The sequence below is a fragment of the Moorena sp. SIO3I6 genome, assembly GCF_010672095.1.
Map to the genome: position 1 here is coordinate 30684 of NZ_JAAHHU010000021.1, position 24388 is coordinate 55071.

Annotated in this window: 24 protein-coding genes and 2 tRNA genes; 13 read left to right on the plus strand and 13 right to left on the minus strand. The window is 44.6% G+C overall.

Annotated elements, in window-relative coordinates; all coding sequences use genetic code 11:
• Positions 1–30: 30 nt before the first annotated feature.
• The 5 genes from F6K49_RS08860 to F6K49_RS08880 form a co-directional block, all read right to left on the minus strand.
• Positions 31–1359, minus strand: coding sequence for a DUF2330 domain-containing protein (locus F6K49_RS08860; RefSeq protein ID WP_293095928.1), 1329 nt, complete (start codon positions 1357–1359; stop codon positions 31–33).
• Positions 1360–1399: 40 nt separating this feature from the next.
• Positions 1400–2413 carry an RnfABCDGE type electron transport complex subunit D gene (locus tag F6K49_RS08865; protein WP_293018375.1) on the minus strand — a complete coding sequence of 338 codons (1014 nt, stop codon included), beginning with the start codon at positions 2411–2413 and terminating at the stop codon, positions 1400–1402.
• A gap of 106 nt (positions 2414–2519) precedes the next feature.
• On the minus strand, positions 2520–2657 hold the full coding sequence (locus F6K49_RS08870; RefSeq protein WP_293040038.1) for a hypothetical protein: 138 nt from the start codon (positions 2655–2657) through the stop codon (positions 2520–2522).
• 134 nt (positions 2658–2791) lie between these two features.
• Complete coding sequence (locus F6K49_RS08875) at positions 2792–3703, minus strand: alpha/beta hydrolase (RefSeq protein ID WP_293095931.1); 912 nt, start codon at positions 3701–3703, stop codon at positions 2792–2794.
• Positions 3704–3921: 218 nt separating this feature from the next.
• Positions 3922–4647 carry a hypothetical protein gene (locus F6K49_RS08880; protein ID WP_293018507.1) on the minus strand — a complete coding sequence of 242 codons (726 nt, stop codon included), beginning with the start codon at positions 4645–4647 and terminating at the stop codon, positions 3922–3924.
• Positions 4648–5572: 925 nt separating this feature from the next.
• Between F6K49_RS08880 and F6K49_RS08885 the strand changes: the two genes are divergently transcribed.
• The 6 genes from F6K49_RS08885 (at position 5573) to F6K49_RS08910 (ending at position 10228) form a co-directional block, all read left to right on the plus strand.
• Complete coding sequence (locus F6K49_RS08885; RefSeq protein WP_293018381.1) at positions 5573–6094, plus strand: GNAT family N-acetyltransferase; 522 nt, start codon at positions 5573–5575, stop codon at positions 6092–6094.
• A gap of 63 nt (positions 6095–6157) precedes the next feature.
• Positions 6158–6231: transfer RNA gene (locus F6K49_RS08890), tRNA-Pro, on the plus strand.
• Between the two features lie 255 nt (positions 6232–6486).
• On the plus strand, positions 6487–7254 hold the full coding sequence (locus F6K49_RS08895) for a Tic22 family protein (protein WP_293018383.1): 768 nt from the start codon (positions 6487–6489) through the stop codon (positions 7252–7254).
• A complete protein-coding gene (gene prmC, locus F6K49_RS08900; protein ID WP_293095934.1) occupies positions 7251–8198 on the plus strand; it encodes a peptide chain release factor N(5)-glutamine methyltransferase in 948 nt (315 codons plus the stop codon). Before F6K49_RS08895 ends, prmC begins: the two co-directional genes overlap by 4 nt.
• A 102-nt stretch (positions 8199–8300) precedes the next feature.
• Complete coding sequence (locus F6K49_RS08905) at positions 8301–8903, plus strand: L-threonylcarbamoyladenylate synthase (protein ID WP_293018386.1); 603 nt, start codon at positions 8301–8303, stop codon at positions 8901–8903.
• Between the two features lie 386 nt (positions 8904–9289).
• Complete coding sequence (locus F6K49_RS08910) at positions 9290–10228, plus strand: HAMP domain-containing sensor histidine kinase (protein WP_293040034.1); 939 nt, start codon at positions 9290–9292, stop codon at positions 10226–10228.
• On the opposite strand, the gene F6K49_RS08915 is transcribed toward F6K49_RS08910, so the two are convergent.
• The gene (locus tag F6K49_RS08915; RefSeq protein ID WP_293095937.1) at positions 10188–10658 is read right to left on the minus strand and encodes a GNAT family N-acetyltransferase; all 471 of its coding nucleotides are present in this window, start codon (positions 10656–10658) and stop codon (positions 10188–10190) included. The genes F6K49_RS08910 and F6K49_RS08915 overlap by 41 nt on opposite strands.
• Positions 10659–10999: 341 nt before the next feature.
• Here F6K49_RS08915 and recJ point away from each other — a divergent pair, with 341 nt between their 5' ends.
• The gene (gene recJ / locus F6K49_RS08920; RefSeq protein WP_293018391.1) at positions 11000–13051 is read left to right on the plus strand and encodes a single-stranded-DNA-specific exonuclease RecJ; all 2052 of its coding nucleotides are present in this window, start codon (positions 11000–11002) and stop codon (positions 13049–13051) included.
• A 186-nt stretch (positions 13052–13237) separates the two neighbouring features.
• Here the strand turns inward: recJ and F6K49_RS08925 are convergent, their stop codons facing one another.
• The gene (locus F6K49_RS08925; RefSeq protein WP_008178400.1) at positions 13238–13372 is read right to left on the minus strand and encodes a photosystem II reaction center protein Ycf12; all 135 of its coding nucleotides are present in this window, start codon (positions 13370–13372) and stop codon (positions 13238–13240) included.
• 201 nt (positions 13373–13573) lie between these two features.
• Between F6K49_RS08925 and F6K49_RS08930 the strand changes: the two genes are divergently transcribed.
• Together F6K49_RS08930 and F6K49_RS08935 are read left to right on the plus strand one after the other, a co-directional pair.
• A complete protein-coding gene (locus F6K49_RS08930; protein ID WP_293095940.1) occupies positions 13574–13927 on the plus strand; it encodes a YkgJ family cysteine cluster protein in 354 nt (117 codons plus the stop codon).
• Positions 13928–13994: 67 nt separating this feature from the next.
• On the plus strand, positions 13995–14627 hold the full coding sequence (locus F6K49_RS08935; protein WP_293018395.1) for a phosphoribosylanthranilate isomerase: 633 nt from the start codon (positions 13995–13997) through the stop codon (positions 14625–14627).
• A 111-nt stretch (positions 14628–14738) separates the two neighbouring features.
• Here F6K49_RS08935 and F6K49_RS08940 read toward each other — a convergent pair whose 3' ends face one another.
• Both F6K49_RS08940 and F6K49_RS08945 read right to left on the minus strand, forming a co-directional pair.
• Entirely contained in the window at positions 14739–16739 is a 2001-nt protein-coding gene (locus F6K49_RS08940; RefSeq protein WP_293095942.1) for a DICT sensory domain-containing protein, read from the minus strand.
• Positions 16740–16862: 123 nt separating this feature from the next.
• Positions 16863–17495 (minus strand): pentapeptide repeat-containing protein, encoded by a 633-nt coding sequence (locus F6K49_RS08945; protein WP_293066918.1) that lies wholly within the window; start codon positions 17493–17495, stop codon positions 16863–16865.
• Positions 17496–17970: 475 nt separating this feature from the next.
• On the opposite strand from F6K49_RS08945, the gene F6K49_RS08950 reads away from it, so the two are divergent.
• Positions 17971–18996: an Hpt domain-containing protein gene (locus F6K49_RS08950; RefSeq protein ID WP_293095945.1), complete on the plus strand. Its 1026-nt coding sequence runs from the start codon at positions 17971–17973 to the stop codon at positions 18994–18996.
• A 21-nt stretch (positions 18997–19017) separates the two neighbouring features.
• On the opposite strand, the gene F6K49_RS08955 is transcribed toward F6K49_RS08950, so the two are convergent.
• Positions 19018–19539 (minus strand): hypothetical protein, encoded by a 522-nt coding sequence (locus F6K49_RS08955; RefSeq protein WP_293066922.1) that lies wholly within the window; start codon positions 19537–19539, stop codon positions 19018–19020.
• 220 nt (positions 19540–19759) lie between these two features.
• On the opposite strand from F6K49_RS08955, the gene F6K49_RS08960 reads away from it, so the two are divergent.
• Positions 19760–21304, plus strand: coding sequence for a GTP-binding protein (locus tag F6K49_RS08960; protein ID WP_293095948.1), 1545 nt, complete (start codon positions 19760–19762; stop codon positions 21302–21304).
• A gap of 200 nt (positions 21305–21504) precedes the next feature.
• Here F6K49_RS08960 and F6K49_RS08965 read toward each other — a convergent pair whose 3' ends face one another.
• The 3 genes from F6K49_RS08965 to F6K49_RS08975 all read right to left on the minus strand — a co-directional run bounded on the left by F6K49_RS08965 (position 21505) and on the right by F6K49_RS08975 (position 23607).
• Positions 21505–21705: a hypothetical protein gene (locus tag F6K49_RS08965; RefSeq protein WP_075898656.1), complete on the minus strand. Its 201-nt coding sequence runs from the start codon at positions 21703–21705 to the stop codon at positions 21505–21507.
• Between the two features lie 146 nt (positions 21706–21851).
• A complete protein-coding gene (gene mazG / locus F6K49_RS08970; RefSeq protein ID WP_293018416.1) occupies positions 21852–22691 on the minus strand; it encodes a nucleoside triphosphate pyrophosphohydrolase in 840 nt (279 codons plus the stop codon).
• Between the two features lie 310 nt (positions 22692–23001).
• Entirely contained in the window at positions 23002–23607 is a 606-nt protein-coding gene (locus tag F6K49_RS08975; protein ID WP_293095950.1) for a metal-binding protein, read from the minus strand.
• A gap of 60 nt (positions 23608–23667) precedes the next feature.
• On the opposite strand from F6K49_RS08975, the gene F6K49_RS08980 reads away from it, so the two are divergent.
• Positions 23668–23739 (plus strand) — tRNA-Val (locus tag F6K49_RS08980).
• A 422-nt stretch (positions 23740–24161) separates the two neighbouring features.
• On the plus strand, positions 24162–24388 hold a 227-nt coding region (locus F6K49_RS08985; protein ID WP_293095953.1), incomplete at its 3' end, for a helix-turn-helix domain-containing protein.

Below are 24388 nucleotides of genomic sequence, written 5' to 3' on the forward strand. Positions count from 1 at the left end.
AAGGCTATAACAAGTAACGATTTCTATAGTTTACCAAAGATGTCTCCACCAAGGAATAGGCTTAACATCAGGAAAATCGATTTTATTGCGGATTTCATCAATATCCCATCCAGTCAACTTAGCTAAGGTTTGAGCTTCCTGTTGCAATCGTCGATTTAAGGATTGTTGATAGTCAACTCCTGCCTTACAGCTCATCTCCCCAGTAAACGGATGACGAAGGATATATCGTCCCTGAAACAATTCACGATTGGACGTTTCCTGGAATATCAAATCTTCTGGGAAGGTATCACGGGTATAGCGAACATGGAGGCGAGTGATATAAACATTATTATTGGGTCTTCTATTGGCTCTTCCCGAGTTTAGCCAAAAGACACCTGATTTCCGGAGTTCTTCCGGATTGAGGGGGTTAGCTGAACATGGGTCACAACTAGCCATATTCCAAGCATATTCAACAAAAGCTACTTTTTTCCCTTCACTCTCGTAAGCAGTTTGGAACATAGCAGTGTAGAAATCACCAAACTCTGTTTTGACAAATACCGGAATTTCAGTATTAGAAGGAATCTTCACCGTGCGGTAGTTTGTAATTTCAGTCTGACCTCGGGGTGATAAGACATAGACAATGAGGTCTTGCTCACCGGTAGCATTCATCATCCCTAAGCGAATGGGCAGCATAAATCGGGGAGACTCGTAAGCCATCTGGAGGGGTCGCAACCGTTGGTAGGCAGTTTTGTCAAATTCCTCCAGATTGACTTTGGCAACGAAAAATTTCATATTCTGGCGGATGTAGGGTCGCAATAGCCGATTTGCTCCCCGTGGAATTTTGTAACCGTTGCGTCTAAGCCAGGTTTCTAAACCTCTAGAGTCCTTAGCACTGAGGATAAGAATGTTATATTCTCCAACTGAGAAGCGCTCTTCTACCGTGACACCTAAAGCACGATCATCAGTATTCCTTGCCCTTGTGCCACTTCTTGGACCACCTAGCCGTGGTGCTGCAGTTTCGGGATACTTTCGGTTATCGGCACAGGGGTCTGGGTCAAAATATTCCACTAGTCGAGGTGCACTAAACTGATCGAGGCGTTCAATAATCTTAGGGTCACCTACATTCACCTGTTCTCGCTGAAGCACCACAGGAACTGGGACAACCATAGCAAAGTCTTTAACATCTCCTTGATAGTCATTTGCCATGGTTAAAACAGTGCGATCGCCATCCCGAGCAATTACCACTTGAGAGGACTGGTTATATAGTTGAGTATCAGCTTTGGCGACATAAAACCCACAAAAACCCCAGGCTTTTTGTGCCAAGCACAAACTCAATAAAACCGTTATAAAAATAGTACTTATAACCCGAATAATTTTCATGTTGATTTATTTTTTTGTCTTTAACTCAAGTTAGTTAACGTCATTCAACAAAGTCACTATCATCCCAGGAAAATCTCGTAGATGACCAGATAAAATCCAAAAGTACGCTCAAAGGGGATAGGGCAAACAACGCCCAGAAAATAGCAGTAGGCATGAAGAATTGATTGCGCAATATAAAAGTGAGTAAGGCAATACACACTGCCCAGAGCAATCGACTAATCGGTGCATTAGGGATTGAGCGAGGGTCGGTTAGCATAAATAGGGCAAACAGTAAGAAAGACCCACTCATCAACCGATGGCAAAATACATCCCAACTCCAGCCAAGCCAGAGATTTCTAATCCCTTCTAAAACGGCATAAGCACCCAAAAACGCTGCCGTTGTATCCCATCGTCCTACCCGTTTTAACACCATACTCCCAGTGCCCGCAAATAATAGACCATACCAACCATCATCCCCCCACTGTCCGGGAGAAACCCAAGCATCATTGGTTAGGATAAGAACAGCAATAATTCCAAAATTGGCTGGATTAAAAAAATGCTTGCCCTCAACTCGGAAAATAAATTTACTCAAAATTCCTAGGGAGCCAGCTAAAACCATAGTGCTATAGTTATCAGCTCGCAGCAGAAGACTCAAGCTTAAAGCTGTAATCATAGCACTTTTTAGGGAAGGGGATTTGGGAGAACTGGCGATAGTAGCATCATTATCCTGGGGGCAATTTGGTTGTTTTCTCAGCAGATTAAGAATTGTTTCTAAGGTTTGAATTTTGCACCATTCAAGGGTAGTTTGGAAAAAGGGTTTCGGATTAAAACCCAAAGGGAGGCAAAGGAAAGGGAGGCCAAGGAAAGAGAGGCTGAGGTCCCCAGAGTTTTTGATTGCGGATCTGTGTTTGGGGTTTGACCAAAGAAATGCTGCTAACCACTGAGTTAGTAGGCAGCTTACGATTACAACTAGAATCAAGTCTGGTCTTAGTGTCCAGTCCCGAGTGCTGATGCCCAAGACTAGGAAAATGGAGAGAAACAGAATTTGATTGTTTCGGGGGTCTTGTTGCCACATTATCTACGGATTCTGATCCGACTTTTAAAGTAATCAGGGCGCTCTGTATGGATCAGGTTTAACACAAAAAAAGACGCTAACTCTACCAAGACTAATGCCAGAGCGGTCAGGAAATGTTTACCCGCTGCCAACACCAGGCTACGGGAGCGATCGCACCATACTGTACAAATGCCTTTACAAATGCCTTTACAAATCCCTTTACAAATGCTATAGAGCTACTATTTTTGAGTGGTTCATCGGGCATGATATCAAGTATAGTGGTCAGTTAACCATTACCCATTACCCACTCCCCTCAATTATTCCATCATTAATGGATAATTCTCTAGGTTATAAATTAAGAAAATTTTAGTTAGATGGCCAGATAATTGCCAATTGTAATTAACTATAATTAGCCAAAATTTGACGAATTTGAACATCAATAGTCTCTGGTTTCTCCACCATCGCCATATGTCCACATTCACCAATTTCAATCACATTGTCCCCACAGGATTGAAAGAGACTGTGAAAACTAGCAAGATGACGCACATATTTCGGTTCCATTACCTTATCCTGAGTACCAGCAATGAAATAAACAGGTTGTTTGAGTCGGAAAACCACCTGAGGTAAGCGATGCACCTCGGCTTCTGTGGTGGAATCTAGTAACGTCCTCAGTGCAGCTTCCGCGTTAGCAGTAACAAAATCAATAACCCGTTGACGTCCCCATTTCCGGGCAATAGGACGCGCTACCTGGGCCCGGGTAAACAGTAAGTCCAGTAAAGGGACATAACACAACCAACGGGGACGACGTTTTACCAACTGCTCACCAGCCAGCCGAAAGCGCTCAAATTCTTCTTTAAGATAAATCCCACCACCAGCATTAAGACAGATTACCCCTTGAATCCTCTGAGGCAGCAAATAGGCACCCCATATAGCAATGCTACCCCCTAGGGAATGACCAACCAACCAAGCCTGCTCGATTCCCAGTTTTTCTAGCAGGATGCCCAAGTCCTGAGCGTAGGCCGCTAAGGTATAGCGGTCAGTGGATGAAGCCGTAGTCTCAGGAAATGGTGATTCCGAGTCGGGGTTCGATGTTGAGCTTTGAGTGTTATGAATTTGGGACTGGGATTCACCGAATCCGCGCAGGTCATAGATCAGACACTGATACTGCTGTGACAACCTATAAATTAGAGGTTGCCAATAGCTACGGCTTAACAGCCAGCCGTGGATGAAAACTAGAACAGGGCAGGATGATTGAGTAGGAGGTGTTAATTCGTAAGTATGGGATACTCCTAGGATGTTAATGGTTGCCATACCTTGATCTTATCGAAGAATTAACAGGATAGGAAATTAGTCAGTGATTTTAATCACATCTTGTTTGTCCTTACTTGAAAAGTAGGCAGGGTGATGGACTTAGGCACCAAGAGCCTTAAAGCCCGGTTTCTGGTTATAAATCAAAGGCTGAAATCGTTGTAATTACGTTAAGAAAGTGGGTTTGCGGCATAAGTCCTGTGCTTGTCACCCCTTGATGACTAAAACACTTGACCTAGTAATCGCCGCCGAATACTTTCAGCAATTTTTTGACCTAAATAATCGGGAATCAAGTTTCCGTTAGGGCCTAGTAGGTAAAGAATCAGCCGGGTTCGTCCCCGCCACACCAGCAAGTTGGCATTGACCACCAGTAAATCCTCTTGCCATATGGCGTACATAACTTTGTAAAATAATCCAGGTTGGTTATTTGCCTCAATTAACAGCGCTGGTAGATGAAACACTGGGTCTACATAAAATTCTGTTTCTACCTGCTTCAAGCCAGCATCGAGATTAAATTCCACTGCCAGCATTTGTTCCACCTCAAAGCGCCCTGCCAAAGCCTCCCTCAGGGCACGGCAGACATTTTCTGAGGTTTTGTGGGTCAGCGCTTTCCGGTTACGAGACACCACCAGTTTCATAAATACCAGCATTGGGGCACTAATTTGACCATAAAGACTGAGACTGTGGATAGTCAGTCCATAGGCAGTCAGAACCCCAAAAATGTCACTGAGCAGAAAAGACTCATTGCGGTAAGCAAAATGCAGGACACTTTTTGAGCCTTCTGGTTTGATCTCAATTACAGCATGTTTGCTTTTATAGAGTCGGTAAGCCAGTCTGAGGTTGTGCAGTTGGATCTCACTACTGACAAACTGTTCATAGAACTTAGGAAACGCTCGGTTGAAGCGTTTCAGGATTTCTTGTTGGGATGATTTCCAACCCACAGTGATCGATAGGGGTAGGTGGCTATTCTTATTTATCAAAAGGTGCGACCCGTGGCGAATTAAATTCGCCAAGTAAGAGCGCACCTGAGCTTTTTGAGTTAACACAACCCGGATTGCTTCTAGGGAGACTTACAAAAATACTGATAAAAGAGCCTTAAATGTATATATAGATAGAGTTTAACATTGATTTGCTTGATTTATTGATATATATGGCTTTGAGCCCCCAGGCAACAACAAGTGCGGATCTGATTCATTTCTGATCAATCCTGCTGATTAGCCTAGTCTAACTAATCTTCCCCAACTTCCCCACCTTCGGTAGCTTGCCGACTTTGATTGTCTTGATGCAATAGCGAGTGGTTTTGGATCTGTGTGTTAAGACATAACCGCCGGATGGGGGAGCCTTATTTCATGTAACTTAAAATTATTACTCATAGCCTATCGCTTATAAAGGCTCCCCTCTCCTTACGGTAATTCAAAGGAAACCTGCGTCCGCACCGCTGTTTGCCCCGTAGAAACCACGCCAGTCGCTCATGGTGGGAACCCCCTTTGGCCGCGCTGGCTCCCTTTGACCGCGCTGCATCGCTTGTTGATTTTAGATTCGCCTAAGGGCTCAAATGTGTCCCCTCCGAAGAATCTTACCCTGTCTTGATTCAGCGGGGTCTTGAGGGAATGCTAGGATAGGAATTTAGATAGGAGGCTTAATTGTGGTATTATCATTTGCACAAAGAATTAGTTTCAGATCAAGGTAGGTCGGGTATGATAGTTTTCCTGGTGGAGTAAAACCAATAGATCAAATATCACTTTCTGTTTTTTGAAACATTTAAGTCTGGCTCTGGTTGACCGAGACCCAGAACGTCTGAGCCGTCAGGGAAAGAAGACCATTACCAGTCCAAGTAGCTCACAATTATGATAACGCCACTGTCACACCTGCATGGGTTTTTGGAAAAGCTTCTTTAGCAGTTCTGACACTGCTTTGCCTCAAACACGAACTGAAGGAGATACCGTAGAAGGTGTAAAATATCGCACCGACGGTGCCTCACGGGTATTTTTCAGTACAACACGGGAAATTGACCTGTACGAATTGGAAGAACTTTGTGATGCTGTTGGTTGGTCTCGGCGTCCTTTGCGCAAAGTTAGGAAAGCCATTCAGCATAGCTTTTTGGTTACTTCTATGTGGTACCAGCGAGGTAACACGAGGCGCTTAATTGGCTTTGCCCGTGCCACTTCTGATCATGCTTTCAATGCCACAATCTGGGATGTAGTGGTTCATCCAGATTTCCAAGCCAAGGGACTGGGTAAAGCTTTGATGAGATATATGATCAAAAAATTGCGCAGCCAGGATATTAGCAATATCACCTTATTTGCCGATCCTCAAGTAGTAAGTTTTTACCGTAAAATGGGATTTATGCCTGACCCAGAAGGTATTAAAGGCATGTTCTGGTATCCAGATTAATCTCGAGTACACACAAAGTGCCAAAAGTGAGTTATAGTAGTTATACTACTTAGAGGTAGCATCCGGGATGTAGCGCAGCTTGGTAGCGCGCCTGCTTTGGGAGCAGGATGTCGCAGGTTCAAATCCTGTCATCCCGATTAGAAATTCATCAGTCAGTCAGTTAACCAGTCAAGACACTAGGTTAAAGTCAGTGGAGCTTGATAAGATTCAGGTGCAGAGGCATTAAACGCCCCCAATCAGCTAAGTTGACATGCCACGTCAAGCTATGATCGACAAGAATGACTTGAAGATCTGCTTCTACTGGAGGTTAGTGAGGTGCGTTCAGATCTCTCAGTCAGCAGGGTATTCTAGTTGTAACAGGCTCTTCTTCGTTAAAATTAGAGGTAATTTCTATGAAATCATTGTTCCGTTGGGGCACAACATTAAGTTTAGTAGGGAGTGCCTTACTAGGCTCAGTGACCGCAGAAAATTTACCGGCACTAGCTCTGACCGAAGAGCAGGTAAGAGAAAAGTTGAGACGTGTCCCTGTATTTGCAGTTACTGATACTAAAGGTTCGCCACTAGTAGCCTCAATTCCAGATCAGCAAGATCAAAAGAAGACTACCTCAGTGGCAGGTGTGTTTATTAGCCAAGGAGATGCTAATGCCTTTGTACAGCGTTTAAAGCAGCAAAATCCTGAACTAGGTAGCAAGGTACAAGTAGTGCCTGTATCTTTGATGGAAGTTCATGAGCAAAATCAAAAGAATCGCACCGTTCCCGATGGTTTAAATTTTGCCTACATACCAAACCAAGAGCAGTTAAAGCAGGCACAAGCGATCTGGAACCAAAATGGTCAAGAAAAAAAGCCATTTCAGGGGGTACCGCTGTTTGTGGCAAAAGAAGCTAGCAATAGCGGATACCTAACCATTCAACAAAATGGGGTCTCATCAATTCCGTTCTTTTTTAACAAAGAACAATTGCAGAGTATAGTGAACCGCTATAAGCAGCAAGACCCTAACTCCCAGGTTAAGATAGAAGTAGTGCCTCTAGAGGGCGTTATTCAAACCTTACAGGAGAGCAATGATCAGCAGCTAGAGAAAATCGTACTAGTGCCATCCCAGGAATCCATTAAATTTTTGCAAAGTTTGCCCCCAAATCAAGGCCAACGTCCAAATCAATGATTATGGATCAGCGGTGGGTGGTCTCGGGAAAAGAACTCTGGCAGTGGCGTCAAGATGCCTGCAAGTCTGCCACCGAGGCAGGTGTTCCTACAGCCGAAGTGGACTGGTTGCTAAAGGAGGTAGCTGAGCTTGACCCATTAGTACTGCGCTTGGAGTCATGGCAACAGTGTTCCTTTTCAGGGAAAGCCACTGAAAACTCAACTATTCAACTTTCCCAACCTCTAGCTGTACTAACCCAACTCTGGCAAAGGCGTATCCATCAGCGATGCCCAGTTCAATACCTAGCTGGGGTTACTCCTTGGCGTCATTTCTCCTTGAGAGTTTCCCCAGCTGTCCTGATTCCCCGCCCAGAAACTGAATCCCTGATTGATTTGGCGGTCAATGGTGTAGCTATGAGCTCTACACCTGACTTATCATCAGGACACTGGGCGGATTTGGGCACTGGTAGTGGAGCGATCGCTTGTGGACTGGCAGAGGTATTTCCCCATGGGAAAATTCATGCCGTTGATTGCACTCAAGAAGCCCTTGCCATTGCTCAACTTAATGCTCAAGAGTTGGGCATGGCAGAAAAAATTAAGTTCTACCATGGTTCTTGGTATTCACCTCTAGAAGCCTGGAAAGGTCAGTTAAGTGGTATGGTGGCAAATCCACCTTATATACCTAGTAACTCCCTCAAACAGCTACAACCAGAAATATACTACCATGAACCCCATATTGCCCTCGACGGTGGCAGGGATGGTCTAGACTGTATCCGACAGCTGATTGAGATGTCTGGGGATTATCTGCGCCCAGGCGGTGTTTGGTTAATTGAAATGATGGCAGGACAAGCGGACAAGGTTGTTCAACTACTACAAAACCAGGGCAGTTACTCTCAGATTCAGATATTTCCAGATTTAGGAGGTATTGACCGCTTTGCTCTAGCTTATAGGAAGTATGAAGTATAAACAAGGTATGGATGAATGCCAATAGGTAAAAAGCTTTGGATAATTTCCGCAAGCTTTTACCTTTAACGTTATAGCTTCTTCTTTTTAGTGTGCTGGTGAGCAATGACCCAAGTTTCTATGGCTACCCTGATTTCCGGGGCTCTCTCAGGTAAGCTGGTAAGTTTTCCGACAGATACTGTACCAGCACTAGCAGTGCTACCGGACAAGTCAGAGTTGGTGTTTGAGGCAAAGCGGCGTCCTCAAGACAAACCTTTGATTTTGATGGGGGCATCTCCTAAGTCTCTTTGGCCATATGTTCAAGGTACTTCCTCACAGAGGTCGATTTGGGAACACATGGCTCAGAAGTATTGGCCAGGAGCATTAACATTGGTTTTACCCGCTTCAGATAAAGTACCTACCGTTATGAATCCTTCTGACCCGACTACTATTGGGGTGCGTGTGCCAGCTTCCAGGATAGCGATCGCAATTTTGTCCAAGACTGGTCCGTTGGCAACTACCAGTGCTAATTACTCAGGCGAGCCACCTTTGCAAACCATGGCAGCGGTTGAGGTGCAGTTTCCCGAGGTATTGACGCTCCAGCCAGCTGAGTTAGAAGCTATCAAACCAGACAAGATTGGCGTCCCGTCTACTGTTGCCAAATGGACAAGCAGTGGCTGGGAAATTTTGCGTGCTGGAGGGATTCAATTAGACGATTCAAAGTTTTAATCCTTCTACTCACCTTTGAAAAAAACTAGCTATCCTTAAAAAGATCTGACAAAAAAGTATGAAGTTTGAATTGTGAAGGAAGTCTGAATTGTGAAGGAAGCCTGAATTGTGAAGGAAGCCTGAAAACGTTCTATCGATTGGTTACTTGGCAACAGGTATTTTTTTTAGCCTGGTTGCCTACCCAACTCTACCCTTGTCGATTAGCAGCAGTACAACCTTCAACCTTCATTCTTTATCCTTCAATTTTTTTAGGTGCGCTTTCCGTTGGCGAATTAAATTCGCTCAAGGTGCGCGCCTCCTAGGCCGCGAGCAATCCCTCGCGGCCTAGGATCGCACCAACGGGCTCGCACCTTTTGACGTTTTTAGTGTGGCAAGACTTAATAAGCATGGGTGAGACGGATCTGATCTATTTGCTAGTAGGCATTGGGTTAGGAGTTATGGGGAGTCGCTTCAGGAAATTTTTCCATGAAAGCACAAACTCAAAGACCTCTGGATGCCATCAAACTGATGCTGAAGAAATCCAGCATCTAAAAGAGGAATTCAAGCAAAATGAATTGGCTTACCAAATGGCAAGGGAAATGAGCCAGTTTAAAGCCGGATTTTTGGCACGAACTTCCCACGAGTTGCGATCGCCCCTGAGTCGGTTGATTGGTTTACATCAGTTGATTTTGTCGGATCTCTGTGAGTCTCCAGAAGAAGAGAGAGAATTTGTGAAGCAGGCTAACGCCTCTGCCCATACTATGGTCAAACTGCTTGATGAGGTGACTGCTGTAGCTAAAACTGAACACGGTACTAACGTTTTGGAGATTTGCTCAGTCCCGTTGAAGCAGCTGTTGGAAGACCTCGATCGTCTCACCCATTTGCAAGCTGCCAATCGCAATCTCCACCTGGAAATAGTTCCACCTGACCCCCAAATCTATATTTTAGCAGATCCACGGCGTTTTCGACAGGCATTAGTAATGATGGTAGATACTGCCATTACTCAGATAACCAGTGGTCAAATTAAAGTTTGGACTGCACTGTCCTATAAATCTGAAACAGTTTCCATCTGGATTGATATGCCCTGTGCCATCAGCTGTTGGGCTGAAGCTGTTGATTTATTGCAATTACCTCTAGATCAATCAAAACAGCCCAGTGAAACGGTATCCACTTCATCTGGACTGACCTTGTTGATGATTCAAACACTCCTGGAAGTGATGCAGGGGCGTATAGAAGTATTAGCGGTCCCCAGTGAAGAAGCTCAAAATGATGCCTCTGCTGAGAATCTTACCCGGTTTCATGTTTCTATACCCCAGGGGATTCCTGAGATTGTAGAGCCTTACTAGGGACTAGAGTAGCTAGAGGCTTATTGTACAAGACCATTGTGGTACTGGAGTTCAGCTCAAAACCAATGCGTTCGTAAAAACTTTGTTGATGGGTGGTCATCAGATAAACTCTCTCTACTCGGCTCATCTGAGGATGAGAGAGTGCGGTTTCCACTAGCTTACGCCCTAGCCCAGCCCCTCGATAGTCTGGGTGGATAACGACATCCCAAATGGTTGCCCGATAAATTCCATCAGAGGTAGCTCTGGCTAATCCAATCAGCTTCTGGTTATCCCAGACACTGATGACAGGATCACTGTTAGCGATCGCAACTTGCCAATCCTCGATTTTTCGGTCTTTTGCCCAAAAAGCACCTAGGTTAAACAATTGTTGTAGCTGGTAATAGTCGATTTGAGATTTGCGATCGCAAAACTGAATATGGCGGTAGTCCATAGTTGCAAAAGTTCCTTCTGATTTTGTTAAACGTGCCTTTAAATTGACTTACTTTCCTGATGTTAGTCTGGAGTTTTAATGAAAAAATTTTAATTTAAAATAGGGTTCAGAGCCTGTCCTATTGACTACTTTTCAGTAATAGAAACCAGAAAATTTTTCCTGATTAATTAACAATTTAAAATTGACAATTAATCAGGATTAAACGGGTTTGCAGATAGCTGTTAAAGATATCTCTATCGATAGGTTATCTCTGGCTTGACAAACCCAGGGAGCTGAATATTACAAAATGTTAAGATTATAACCTATTGTAATTATCTCGGTCAAATCCAATAACTGATCCCATGGGTGATAGTATGGGCTATTGTTGTTCGATCACGACACCTGTGCACAACCACCTCTCACCCACCCCATCCAAACCCCATCCCCAATTGCCTAATCAGCGTTGGGAAATTGCCCCCCTCAAAACTGAACAAGCTAACCAACTCGCCCAAGCTAGAGGCATTTCCCCCCTAATCGCTCAACTCCTGATTAATCGGGGTATTGAAACCTCTGAACAAGCGCAGGTTTTCCTCAATCCCCTATCTCAGGTGATGCCTGCACCAATTGATGAATTTCCCGATTTGGCAATTAGTGTCGAGATGCTCACTGAAGCGATCGCAAATCAAGAAAAAATCGCTATCTGTGGAGACTACGATGCTGATGGCATGACCAGCACGGCTTTGTTACTCAGAGCATTACGCTGGTTGGGGGCGGATGTAGACTACGCCATCCCGAGCCGGATGACAGAGGGTTATGGCATCAATACACGGATTGTGGAAGAATTTGCGGAGGAAGGGGTGGGTGTGATTTTAACGGTTGATAATGGTATTGCTGCCCATGAACCTATCGCTAGAGCTGTAGAACTGGGAATAACGGTTATTGTAACTGACCACCATGACCTACCTCCAGAACTTCCAGACGCTGATGCCATTCTCAATCCTAAGCAATTGCCGGAAGAGTCACCCTACCGAAGTTTAGCTGGTGTAGGGATAGCTTACATTTTAGCTATCTGTCTAGCACAAGAACTGGGTCAACTCAAAGGCTTGACGCAACAGCTGTTAGAACTATTTACTCTGGGAACTATTGCGGATTTAGCCCCTTTAACGGGGATCAACCGACGTTGGTTAAAGCGAGGCTTAGGGTTATTGCCTCAATCTCAATTAGCAGGAGTTCAAGCATTAATCGAGATAACTGGGGTTAAAGATGACCAAAAATCCCTTAAGCCGGAGGATATTGGATTTAGACTAGGACCAAGAATTAACGCTATTGGTCGCTTATCGGATCCCCAAATTGTAATTGAACTGCTGACGACTACTGCACCCGAAGTAGCACGTGAGAGGGCAATGCAGTGTGAAGAAGTGAACCAACGGCGTCAGCAATTGTGTGCTGATATTGAACAAGATGCGATCGCATTTATTGAAGACACTGGAATAGATTGGCAACAGAAGCGAGTATTAGTGATTGTCCAACCGAATTGGCATCATGGAGTGATTGGCATTGTTGCCTCCCGATTAGTAGAGCGCTATGGTGTCCCAGTCTTTATTGGAACCTATGAAGACGACGACCAACAACACATTCGCGGTTCAGCAAGGGGCATAACTGAATTCAATATTTTTGAAGCCTTAGAGTTCTGCAAAGAGTTACTGGGCAAATATGGAGGACACAAAGCAGCTGGCGGATTTTCCCTACCTGCTGAGAACTTAAGCGCTTTTGAAGAATCCCTTAGCCGTTTTGCCCATCAATCTCTAAAACCTGAACACCTCAAACCCCTAGTTGCTATCGACGCTAGCCTAGAATTCCCTCAAATTACCTCTAACCTCTACCAGCAATTAGATCTGCTTCACCCCTGTGGCATTGGCAATCGGGATCCTGTCTTTTGGAGTGCCAATGTCCAAATCCTTGAGCAACGAGTTGTTGGTAAGGGACACATTAAGCTTACCTTGAATCAGGACAATCAACCAGTCACGATTCAAGCTATTGCTTGGCGTTGGGGGGAATACTTCCCTTTACCTAAACGAGTAGATATTGCCTACAAGTTGCGAGAGCATCATTGGGAGGGCAACACGACCATTGAGTTAGAGTTAGTGGGTGTCCGTCTACCCGTAGTTACTAGTACCTCAAGCCCCAAAAAAGCAGAATTTTATTACAATCAGCGCCGCTACACCTGTAGCCTTTGGGAATCTTTAAATGAACTAAGGATTAGAAACCCGGAAGGGAAAGTCCTAGCGATTCAGAAAGGACAACGCATTGGACTTTTGGGTACTAAACGGGAAGATGCTAAAGAAGTTAATGTCACTAAACCTCCTTACTACCCCTTGATCAAAGCAGCAACTCGTGCGTTGGGACTCAGCTAAGGAGTTGAAAGTTGACAAGTTACAGGTTGCTGACAAGTTGAAAGTTAACAAGTTATAGGTTGCTGGCGAGTTGAAAGTTAACCAGTTACAGGTTGCAGGTTTTCTACTGAACCTTGGCCAAAAGGCCACGCGTGCGCGTTCAACCTTCAACCTTCAACCTTCAACCCCCTCACCTTCAACCCTCTATTAAAGGTCGCCTCTAAGAGCATATAGGGCGAAAATGACCACTGGACCAGCAATCACAACAGCTGCCAGCATAGTCAACTGAGCAATCAATACCCAATCGATGTTACCTATAAAATCTAAAAAAGCTAAATACATGTGTTCTCCAGAATTAACCCAACAAAGCCGATGGTGACTAATCACAATCCATCCCTTAGATATTACTGGGTAATGATCTGTTTTTTTTAAGTAAGTTTACAAAAATATACAAAACTCAACGGCAAGCCTGACCACACCTATCACGGGTGAAAACTCGCTAAGCTAGATCTGCTGTAAGTTTGTAGCTCTTTTTTCAAAGTCATGGCCACTTGGAGTTGTGTAAAGCAATGTGGCGCTTGCTGTCATCTTGACCCAGCTGAGCGTCCAGGATTAGAGGAGTATCTGCTACCAGAAGAGCTAGCGCTATATTTGAGTATGGTAGGTGAGGGGGGATGGTGTATAAATTTCGACCACACCACCCGTGAATGTCGTATTTATCCCCATCGACCTCGTTTCTGTCGGGTGGAACCTGAGGTATTTCAGGATATGTATGGGGTGGAGGAAGCAGATTTAAATGATTTTGCCATTGACTGCTGTTTGGAGCACATTGAAGCACTTTATGGAGATGGCTCTCTGGAAATGCTGCGCTTTGAGCGGGAAATATGGAGAGAATAGCGAAAATCGAAATTAATGAGTAACGAGTAACGACTAACAAGTAACGACTAACAAGTAACAAGTAACAATGCGTGTAAAAATTTGTGGCATTACGAAACCGGAGCAAGGAAATGCGATCGCAAAATTGGGAGCAACAGCATTAGGCTTTATTTGTGTACCAGGCTCTCCTCGTTACGTTACACCCCAGCAAATTCAAGTCGTGGTCAACCACTTGTCCGTATCAGTTGACCGCATTGGTGTGTTTGCTAATACCTCTACGGAAGAAATCACTCAAATTGTCGCTGATTCAGGGATAAATGCCGTTCAGCTGCATAGTAATGAATCCCCAGAATTTTGCCAAAAGCTGCGCCAAGCTTTACCAGAGATTGAAATTATTAAAGCCTTAAGGATAAGAACTCCAGAATGTTTAAATCAGGCAGATAGTTATTTGAGTTGTGTAGATACACTATTGCTAGATGCTTACCATCGAAAAATGTTGGGCGGCACTGGTAAAACCTTAGACTGGCAAAGGCTACAAAAATTTCGTCCCACTATCCCTTGGTTACTAGCTGGTGGCTTGACACCAGATAATGTCTTAGATGCCCTAACGTTGGTGCAACCCAGTGGGATTGATCTATCCAGTGGTGTAGAGCGAACACCAGGTGATAAAGATTTAAAAAAGGTTGCTCGGTTATTCGAGAAATTAGGATCAAGAGTTTAAGGTTGAAGGTTAAAATTTAAATGTTTAATGTTAAGTGTTAAATGTTGAAGGTTGAAGGTTGAAGGTTGTTGGCCTTTGGCGTTCGGTGTAGGGTAGGTTTAAGATTAAAGATCAATAGTCAACAGTCAACAAGGTTTGGGATGATTCTAATGGAATGGTAAAGTGGAATTGACTACCTTGATTTTTCCCCTCAGACTTAGCCCAAATTTTTCCACCCATACCTTTAATAATCTGACGACAAATAGCTAGACCAAGACCTGTGCCACCAACAGTGCGTCGGAGTGAATCTTCCTCTTGATAAAAACTTTCAAATATTGCGTCTAGCTGACTGGGTTCAATACCCCTACCTGTATCCGCTACAATTACTTCTAGCATAGGATTACGGTGGCGATTCTTGGTTATCAATCCCACCGAATCAGGTTGAGTTTCATTAATTTGGGCTTGGATAGTGATTTTACCCCCTGGCTCAGTAAACTTACAGGCATTATCTAGGAGTTTGGTTAAGACTTCTACCAATCCTTCACCATCTGCTAGGACTGTAGGTAACACAGAGGGTAGTTTAACGTTGATTTCTGGTAGTGTATCTGGTGACCAAATTGATCTCAGAGCAGAAAGAGCCAAGTCTAGGACTTCGATAATCTGGATGGATTCAGGGTAACGGGATGTCTGACCACTTTCTAACTTAGACAGAGTGAGGAAATCTTGAATCAGTTTACGCATGCGCTCGGCATCGGTTAACGCCGTATCAAGCATAGTTTGCCGAAACTCCGTTGGCATTTCTGGTTCACTCTCTAAACTTTCTAGGCAAACTCGAATAGTTGATAAGGGAGTTCGTAATTCATGACCAACGATAGCAATCAGATTATTGCGGGTTCGTTCTAGGGCTTCTAGTTGGTTATGGAGTTGAGTTAAGTCAGTATAAGCTTGGGCTTGATTCAACGCTACCCCAGCTTGAGTTGCGATCGCTTCTACTAAATCAATCTCGTCTTCGAGCCATCTATAGGCTTCCGAACCGCCATGGTGAAGTTCGAGCATCCCCAGCAGTGTTCCTTGATAGTGTATTGGTACCAGTAACCAAGATCGAATCTGCCAACGCTCAATAGTTGTCCTCAGAGCTGGGTTATTGTGTAAGTTGGGAGCTCCAGTAACATCAGCAATGGCAATGGCTCGTTCCTGAGCTAGAGCGACTTGAATTAGAGGATTATCTGCTAACGACCACATCTGTCCAGTGAGGGACGGTAAACCAGAAGCAACCGATTCATACTCAATTTTTGCTTGCTGGTCACTAGGACTACAGCGGTAAAGCAGGCAACGGCAAGAATTAAAGGTGTTTCCTAACTCCTTTACTGTCGCTGCTAGAACATCTTGGGGATTGAGGGAGCGACGGATGGTGGCGGTGATGGCATTAATCAGACGCTCCTTGCCTTCTTTGGTGGTCAGGACTCGATAAGCTTTCAGGAGCTTATATTGACTAGCTTGCAGATAAGTTACCAGCCGCTGAGCAAAAATACTAATATCAATCCCTGCACTCGTCAGCAACAATGTTTTCTCTGGGAGCTCTGTGGTCAAACCATAGTGCTGCCATACCTGCTCCACTTTTGGGGCTAGTTCTGGTCGATAACTAGCAATCCGTCCCAGTAACAGTCGAGCAGCATGAATAGTAACCCGGGGGTCAAAGGACCAAAATCCCTCAAACCTGCGCGCCTGATCGATCGAAATTGCTGGTGTCAGTTGTTCTCGACAAATTAGGCAAGCTGTATACTTCTGCGCCAAAATCACCAGGTGCCACTCTTGGGCAAGACCATCATTTGGGTCTAAGGGGATAATTTCTAAGGATTGTTCAACCACAGCAAAGCCAGACTCGGATTCTGGTGCCGCCAGCACATAAACTTGGTTTGTACGTTGGGCAATTCGCTGATAGCGGTGGACTTCCTGACGATAAAACTTTTCATGCTGGAAATTGGCAATCACCAAGGGAGAGTCATCCACTGCTAGCACGAGGTCTTCCATGGCATGAGAAAGAGCTGTCAAGGAAGATTTGAAGTACATTTGGCAGCGCAGATCTGGTAACTCTTGCCGTAAATCTCCCAGTAACGAATTCGGATTATTCACCTAGAAATCCCTCCCTAATTAGTCCCACTCCACCCATGAGGGGGATAGTTTTACCTCAACAAACCCTTTTGATCAAACAAACCCTTTTGATCAAACCAACCCTTTTGATCAAGGGATTATTTATTAGTTGTTAGCTGTTAGCTTTTGGAAGTTTGAATATTCACTACTGAGTTGATCTGGTACCGTTGCCCCAGAAAGCTCAGCCTGACCCAAATCTACATTTGAGAGAGTAACCCGTCTCAAGTCTACCTGACTCAAAATTGCTCCACTCAAGTTTGCTTGAGAAAGGTCAGCATCACACAGATTTGCCCTAGTCAAGTCTGCCTGGTGCAGACAAGCACCAGTCAAGTTAGCCCCTCTTAAGTCAGCGTAGCGTAGGTCTGCCCTGGTTAAATTGGCTCCTCGCAAATCGGTATCCTGAAGAACGGTTAATCTTAAATCGGCTCGGGTTAGAATAGCTTGGCGCAGGTTTACTCTAGTCAGATTCGCCCGAATCATAAATGCCTGACTCAAGTTAGCCTGCACTAGAGAGGTTTTTTTCAAATTGGTTCGCCACAGTTTCGCTCCAGTCAGATTTGCCTGATTAAGGTTGACTTCCTGTAAAACCGCGAGACTCAGGTTGGCGTCAGCTAGGTTGACTCGTCTGAAAATTACTCCAGTCAGATTGACTTCACTCAGGTTGATTTGCTGGAGATCTACTCCACGGAAATCCCTCTCACCTGCTGAATAACGCTCTAGAAGCTCAATAGTATCCATTTGGGGTATCCATAGCTGGCAGCTGCGCCAACATGACATAGTGTTAATTTTAATGTAACATAATGTTAAGAATACTTTTTGTATGTAAATGATTATGTTAAATTAGGAAGTTTTATCCGGAGATAAGCTATTCTTATCGGTGCCTGCAATCGATTGGTGATAAAATATGAAGCTTACCCGAACAGGTAAGTGTCGGCTTCAAGCTAACCCTAGCTATTCCTTGTGCTTTTAAGCTGGCGTAAAGTCTTTGCTGACTTGGTGTGGGATGCCACAATAGAGATCCAACTCAAGATCTAAGAGCAGTTTTGACCATTGATAGCCCAATAGCTGATTTGGAGGTAAGCTCAGAATAAGCTGTTGCTGTAACCAACGCTATGGTCTACTGATTTTAAAACTGCGTTCACCAGATCGAATGTTGCTCTGATGATTATCATCAATCTGTTGTGATTAGCCGTTCTGATAAGGAAAAATTGCCGTGGAAGCTGGGAATCAGCAAAGGATTTTAGGCTATTTCATTGAAGAAGCGAAAGAACACCTGGAAACCATTGAACAGGGACTGTTAAATCTGGGCTCAGTGGTCAATGAACCAGAGACGGTTAATGAATTGTTTCGCGCTGCTCATTCTGTAAAAGGCGGGGCGGCGATGTTGGGATATACAAGTATTCAAAAGACTGCCCATCGTTTAGAGGATTCTTTCAAAGTACTTCAAGAGAATAAGATTAAGGTTGATCAACAGCTGGAGACTCTGTTTTTAAAGAGTTATGATACCCTCAAAGCTTTGATTGATCTGTTGGAAGGACCGTTTGGGTTTGAGCAAAGTGAAGCAGAAAAAATTATAAAAGCAGCTCAGCCAGGCTTTGAACAATTACAGAATTATCTCAAAACTTTGGTCAGTGGTGAGAGTCAATTACCAGCCGCAATGGCTTCTAGCTCTGCTGCTGAAAAAGCGATTCGTTCTGATCAAGTTTCGACTAGCAAAGCTTCTTCTTCAGCAAAAGGTAAATTTCCCCCAGACTTTGGGCCGAAGGTGATTAGCCTGCTTAAAGATATGCTAGAGCTGTTTAAACAATCTTCCACACCAACCAATCGCCAACAACTTCAAAAGCTTTGTAAGCGTCTGGCTCAACTGGGGGCTGGGATTGGTAGTTGGCATAAATTAGTGGTAGTTTGCCATAAAGCGATCGCAAATCCTCAAAACTCCTATATCCAGTTAGCACCATTAGTGATCAAAGAACTCAAAGAAGCTAGTGACCAGTTGCAAGCAGCACAGGGTAATCTAGACGAGTTGCGAAAGGCAGCGGCTGCGATCGCTCCGAGTTCAGCACTGCAAAAACTAGCAGCTGTAGGATCTACTGGGCGAAGCCGAACCACTAAGGGTAAGGAAATTACTATTGTGCTAGAACCAAAAGCCGCCGCCAAGGTACTCATCCAAGCCTTTGATAAACCCCAGCTGTCAAAACTGGTTAAGTTACTGATTCCAGCAACTCGTGCTTCTTCCTAGGCCAACGAATCGCACTTTTGATTAACGTCCTAAGTGCCGTGATGCCAGCTGCATGGCATCATAAATATCCACATCCCCATCCCCATCAGCATCTAGAAAGCCACTGAGTACAGAATTAGAACCAAGGGGATTCTCAATATTGGTGCCAGTCTTGAGGAAATTCAACACCACGGGTACCAGGGTGGGTAGCATGGCTTGAATGATACCAGCATTAATGCCTGTCTTGCTGGTAATTTCTCCAACAAGCTCCTGGATCTGAGGCGCACTAAAGAGCATATTGACCACTTGAGAACTAGCACCAATGCCACCAAATTGATTAACTAGTGCTTGTACCTGCTCATCTCCTTCATTTCTGCGCTTTTGTTGCAGCGCTGAACGCACATACTTACCTACAATTGAGGTGGCAGATTGCACCGCTGAGGGATTGGTGTGATGGTTACCACTCAACTGCTGTACCGTGTCCAGAATATCCCCTAGCTGACTAGAACTAGCTTGTTGTGTAGGACTATTAATGGCACTGAGAATACTATTGAATAAGTTCATTGTTTTTTTTACAGATTTAAACAGTCAGTTTTAAACAGTTCTTTCCAAAATCAATTATAAATTGCTGATAGCTTATATAGCGAAAGGCAACAGGCAACAGGCAACAGGCAACAGGGGAAAGATATCCGGAGTTTTATTGGACAGCGTCTCGGGTTGCTGGAGATGGGGGAATTCTTGCCGGATCTTCTAAGATTAATAATTAAAACCTATCCTATCTTCCATGCCCCTGCCACGTCTACTAACCCTAATTATTGGCCTCATTATTATTCTGGGGCTAATGCTTTGGTTGATTAATGGTATATACCAACTATATATCCAAATTTCCTTTACTGCTCCGGTACTGGCTAATTTACTGCTGCTGTTGGTGATTACCTTGCTAGGGCTACTAATATGGGCCTTAATCTACACCATGGGGTTATTTGGTAAATCCCGGAAACGGCCAGGTAAAGGTCGTCTGGAACCTAAAGCCCCGGAGGTAAAAACTGAAGCAGCAGAAGAAACCCTTAAAGCAGTAAGGCAACAGGTCAAACAGATTCAGGATGAAGTGTCACGGCAAGCGATGCTGCGTCGCTCTGAGGAAATTGAAGCTATCCTCTCCCGTGGGGAACTGTTAGTGGTAGTGTTTGGTACTGGTTCAGCGGGGAAAACTTCTCTAGTGAATGCTTTGATTGGTCGGATGGTGGGTGAAGTCGGTGCGCCCATGGGAACGACGGAGGTTGGGGAAACCTACAAACTAAAGCTGAAGGGATTAGAACGCCCAATTCTGATTACTGATACACCAGGAATTTTAGAATCTGGCGTGGTTGGCACTCAGCGAGAGCAATGGGCACGACATCTGGCAACGGAAGCAGATTTGTTGTTGTTTGTGGTGGATAACGACTTACGACACTCAGAGTATGATCCATTCCGAAAGTTGGCAGAGATTGGGAAGCGATCGCTTCTGGTCTTCAATAAAATTGACCTGTACACGGAACAAGACTCAGAGAGGATTCTAGCACGATTGCGCCACCGAGTAAGGAGCTTTATTGCTGGTTCAGATGTAGTTGCGATCGCAGCCAATCCCCAGCCTGTTACCCTAGAAAATGGTCAGCTTTGTCAACCTGAACCGGAAATTTTGCCCTTAATCCGTCGCTTAGCTGCTGTATTAAGAGCAGAGGGAGAAGAGTTGATTGCTGATAACATTCTGCTACAATCCCAACGGTTAGGCCAAGAAGCTCGACACATCCTCGACAAGCAGCGCAGGCGAGAAGCAGAGAAAGTGGTGGAACGGTTCCAGTGGATTGGGGCGAGTGTAATTTCTCTGACTCCCTTACCCGTGGTGGATTTGTTAGCAACTGCAGCAGTCAATGCCCAAATGGTGGTGGAAATTGGCAAAATCTACGGCTGTGAACTGAATATGGAAAGGGGTCGGGAATTAGCCCTATCCTTGGGAAAAACCTTAGCTAGTTTGGGTATTGTCAAGGGAGCGGTTCAAATCCTTAGCACTACACTAAGGTTTAATCTTGCCACCTATATTGTCGGCAAAGCGATTCAGGGGGTAACCGCTGCTTATCTGATCCGAATTGCTGGGAAAAGCTTTATTGAATACTTCCGCAATGACCAAGACTGGGGAGATGGAGGGATGAGTGAAGTGGTGCAGAAGCAGTTTCAGTTAAACCAGCGCGATGAGTTTATTAAAGCCTTTGTCAGTGAAGCGATCGCAAAAGTAGTCAAACCTCTGACAGGGAAACCAGAAGCCCAATCACCAATCGATGAAAGGGACTAAATCAAGGGCAAAGCCAGGAAATCATAAATCTCCGCCAGAATGCCTATCAAATCGACTCACATTCCTGTTTAATGAAATAGAGTAGATTCAATGTTTTCTCCAGCCCCCCATGCCCCTCACATCAATGGGGGTTTCTTTTTATCTATCGTTTTATATATCCTTTTCTCAAGGATACGAATCAACTACCTATAGTCAAAGCACTAGGTAGCAAGCTTCACCCTGCCCCGATTTACAGCGTGGAGCAATCTGTCGATGGAGTCTCTCTCTTCGGAGGTGAGTGAATCCTCCAATAGTGCTGCCATCAATCCATATCGATCAGCAAGAGTAATTTTTCCAGAGCTGCTAACTTTAGCAAATAGTTCTGGTATAGCACCGGGAATAAGACGAACTGGAGCCAACATTATACTATAGGGTAATGGCTGTTGTTTATATTTTTAACCTTTTTCCGGAGCTTGGGGATGTGGGGCTATACCCCCTGTTAAATCAAGTCCGGTTGAATACCCACTTTCTACTCCCACTAACTTTGCTGAATTCTTCTAAGGAGACCCTACTTCTGAGCTAACAGTGCTTTAGCCTTTTGCCAGAGAGCATCCAACTCATCTAAGGTGTAATCAGACAGTGGGCGCTCAGCCAATGCTTCCACTTGGGCTAACCTTTCAATAAAGCGTGCTTGGGTTCCCTGCAAAGCAGCTGAAGGGTCAAGGTCATACCAACGCGCTATATTAATCAGAGTAAACAGTACGTCTCCCAATTCTGCTTCCTGGTGGGCTTTATCGTCCTGTTCAAGTGCTTGTTGAAACTCAGCCAATTCTTCGTGAAACTTATCCCAAACTCCCTCAACATTATCCCACTCAAACCCACCACTAGCGGCCTTTTTCGATATCTTCATCCCAGCCATTAGGGGGGGAAGGGTTTTACTATAGCGACTGAGTTTATGACTCAATAATTGCTTATCCGCAACGGTTTCTCCTTTCTCTGCTGCCTTAATGTCCTCCCAGTTTTGACGCACCTCCTCGACATTATCAACCTGGACATCACCGAACACATGGGGATGACGGCGGATTAGTTTTTGAGTAATCCCCTGAGCTACCTCGGTCAAGGTAAACTGACCTTGCTCACTACTAATCTGAGCTTGCAGAACTACCTGCAATAACAAATCCCCCAACTCCTCTGCGATCGCATTTTGATTGTTACTGCGAATCGCATCCACTACTTCATAAGCTTCTTCAATCACATAAGGAATTAGGGACTGAGGGGTCTGAGCCAAATCCCAAGGACAACCACCCTCAGGCGATCGCAATCTGGCTACCACATCAATCAACTCTTGCAAAGCCGCCAACATCGAAACCTGATCAACTGGCTGAGCTTGTTCCGGGGAAGTAGACATAAAACCGAAAAGCGAAACGCAACTTAATTATTCTTAACGAAATTCACCACTAATGCCAAATTTTAGGTAAGCATTCAGCTATCAGCTATCAGCTATCAGCTATCAGCTATTAGCTATCAGCTTATGCCCATGCTACTTGAAGTGCTATCAGCTTTCAGGCGCTTTAACTGTACGGGGTCGGATCAGTAAAGCGAGCAGGGATTTTCAACCAGCCGTACCAGCACCCCCCACCTTGTTTACTACCTCCCGTTGATTAGCTGACGGCTGACAGCTGATAGCTGTTGGCGTAGCCTGCGCGTAGCGCATATGCTTACCTTTTGCCTTTGCGTGCTTTGCGTCTTTGTGGTTTAGTCTTACCAGCACCCCTACCCTTGCTCCTCCCTTGCTTGGGAGACCATAACCCCGTGATCCCCCCTTTTTTAAACTGCTTATAAGCGGAACTTCCCCAATCACTGACAAAATGCGCGATCGCACCCAACTCCAATCCCACCACACAGGCCATCAACCAGGTACGATATTCCCACACCCTACCGCCCAGCCCTTGAATCAGCTCTAGCCAACGATCTGGTTCATCCTGGAATAGCTGAAACACCAGCAATCCCACACCCCCAAACAAGACGAGCCAATTGGCTAGATAAAGCAGTCGCAAAATTGTTCCAATCACTGGTCCATGAGAAAAAATAGAACGGTGAGGCACCATCCTCTGATAAGGAATCCAAATCCAGCGCAACCAGCCCCAACGCTTAAAGGGTCGAGAGTATAGATCTAAATCAGGGCTAAACATCAAGCCTCCAAACAGGAAACCTCCAGCTACAATCAAGGTCAAATCACTACTCCGGGTTACTACCAGGCTCAAAACCGTGACTACTGGCAAACTCCACAAGGTTATGCGATCATGTATATAGCCAGAGGACATATTTTTTATAGTTGTTGTCGTCTTTGGAAAAATATGCTATAGTAAGTAAGTATTGCATACGGGCGGTTAGCTCAGCGGTAGAGCGCCTGCCTTACAAGCAGGACGTCACTGGTTCGAATCCAGTACTGCCCATGTCCGTTAAATTCCAAAGTTAAACAAAGAACTAACTCTCGCTTGTTAGCTGGCCGGTAAAAGAAGCCCCACGTCTCAATCCGTAAGGATGAGTGCTTAAAGTTACCGTAAGAATAGTGGAGCCTTAATCAAAAAGTTTTAACCCTTTTACCCATAGCCGACCAACCATAAAGGCTCCACTATTCTAAGGTTTCGTCTCCAGGGATGAATTTTACACAGAGTCTTTGGGATCCCGGAAGCGAGCTATTAAACTCCTAAGTAACTCAGAGCACGTCATTCCCCTGCGGTCAGCTTCCTGTTTCAGTTGCTTCTTTTCAAAGCCAGTCAACCTAATCATTAAATTTTTGTATTTAATTTTGTTTTAACATATGTAAATACGAATGTTATCTTGATAATAGGTCGAAAAACAGGAGATGGCAACAATGATAACAGCCTATCAGTACCGGCTAAGGTTAACTAAGTCACAAGAAGCGGAGATAGAAAGATGGCTTGACATGCTTCGACATCAATACAACTACTTACTGGCTGACAGATTTAGCTGGTATGAACAGAATCGCTGTTCCATTAACTCTTGCCCTCTTGTTTGCCACTTACCAAATTTAAGGAACAATCCAGACTATTTTTCCCAAAAGAAAACCCTCCCCCAGTT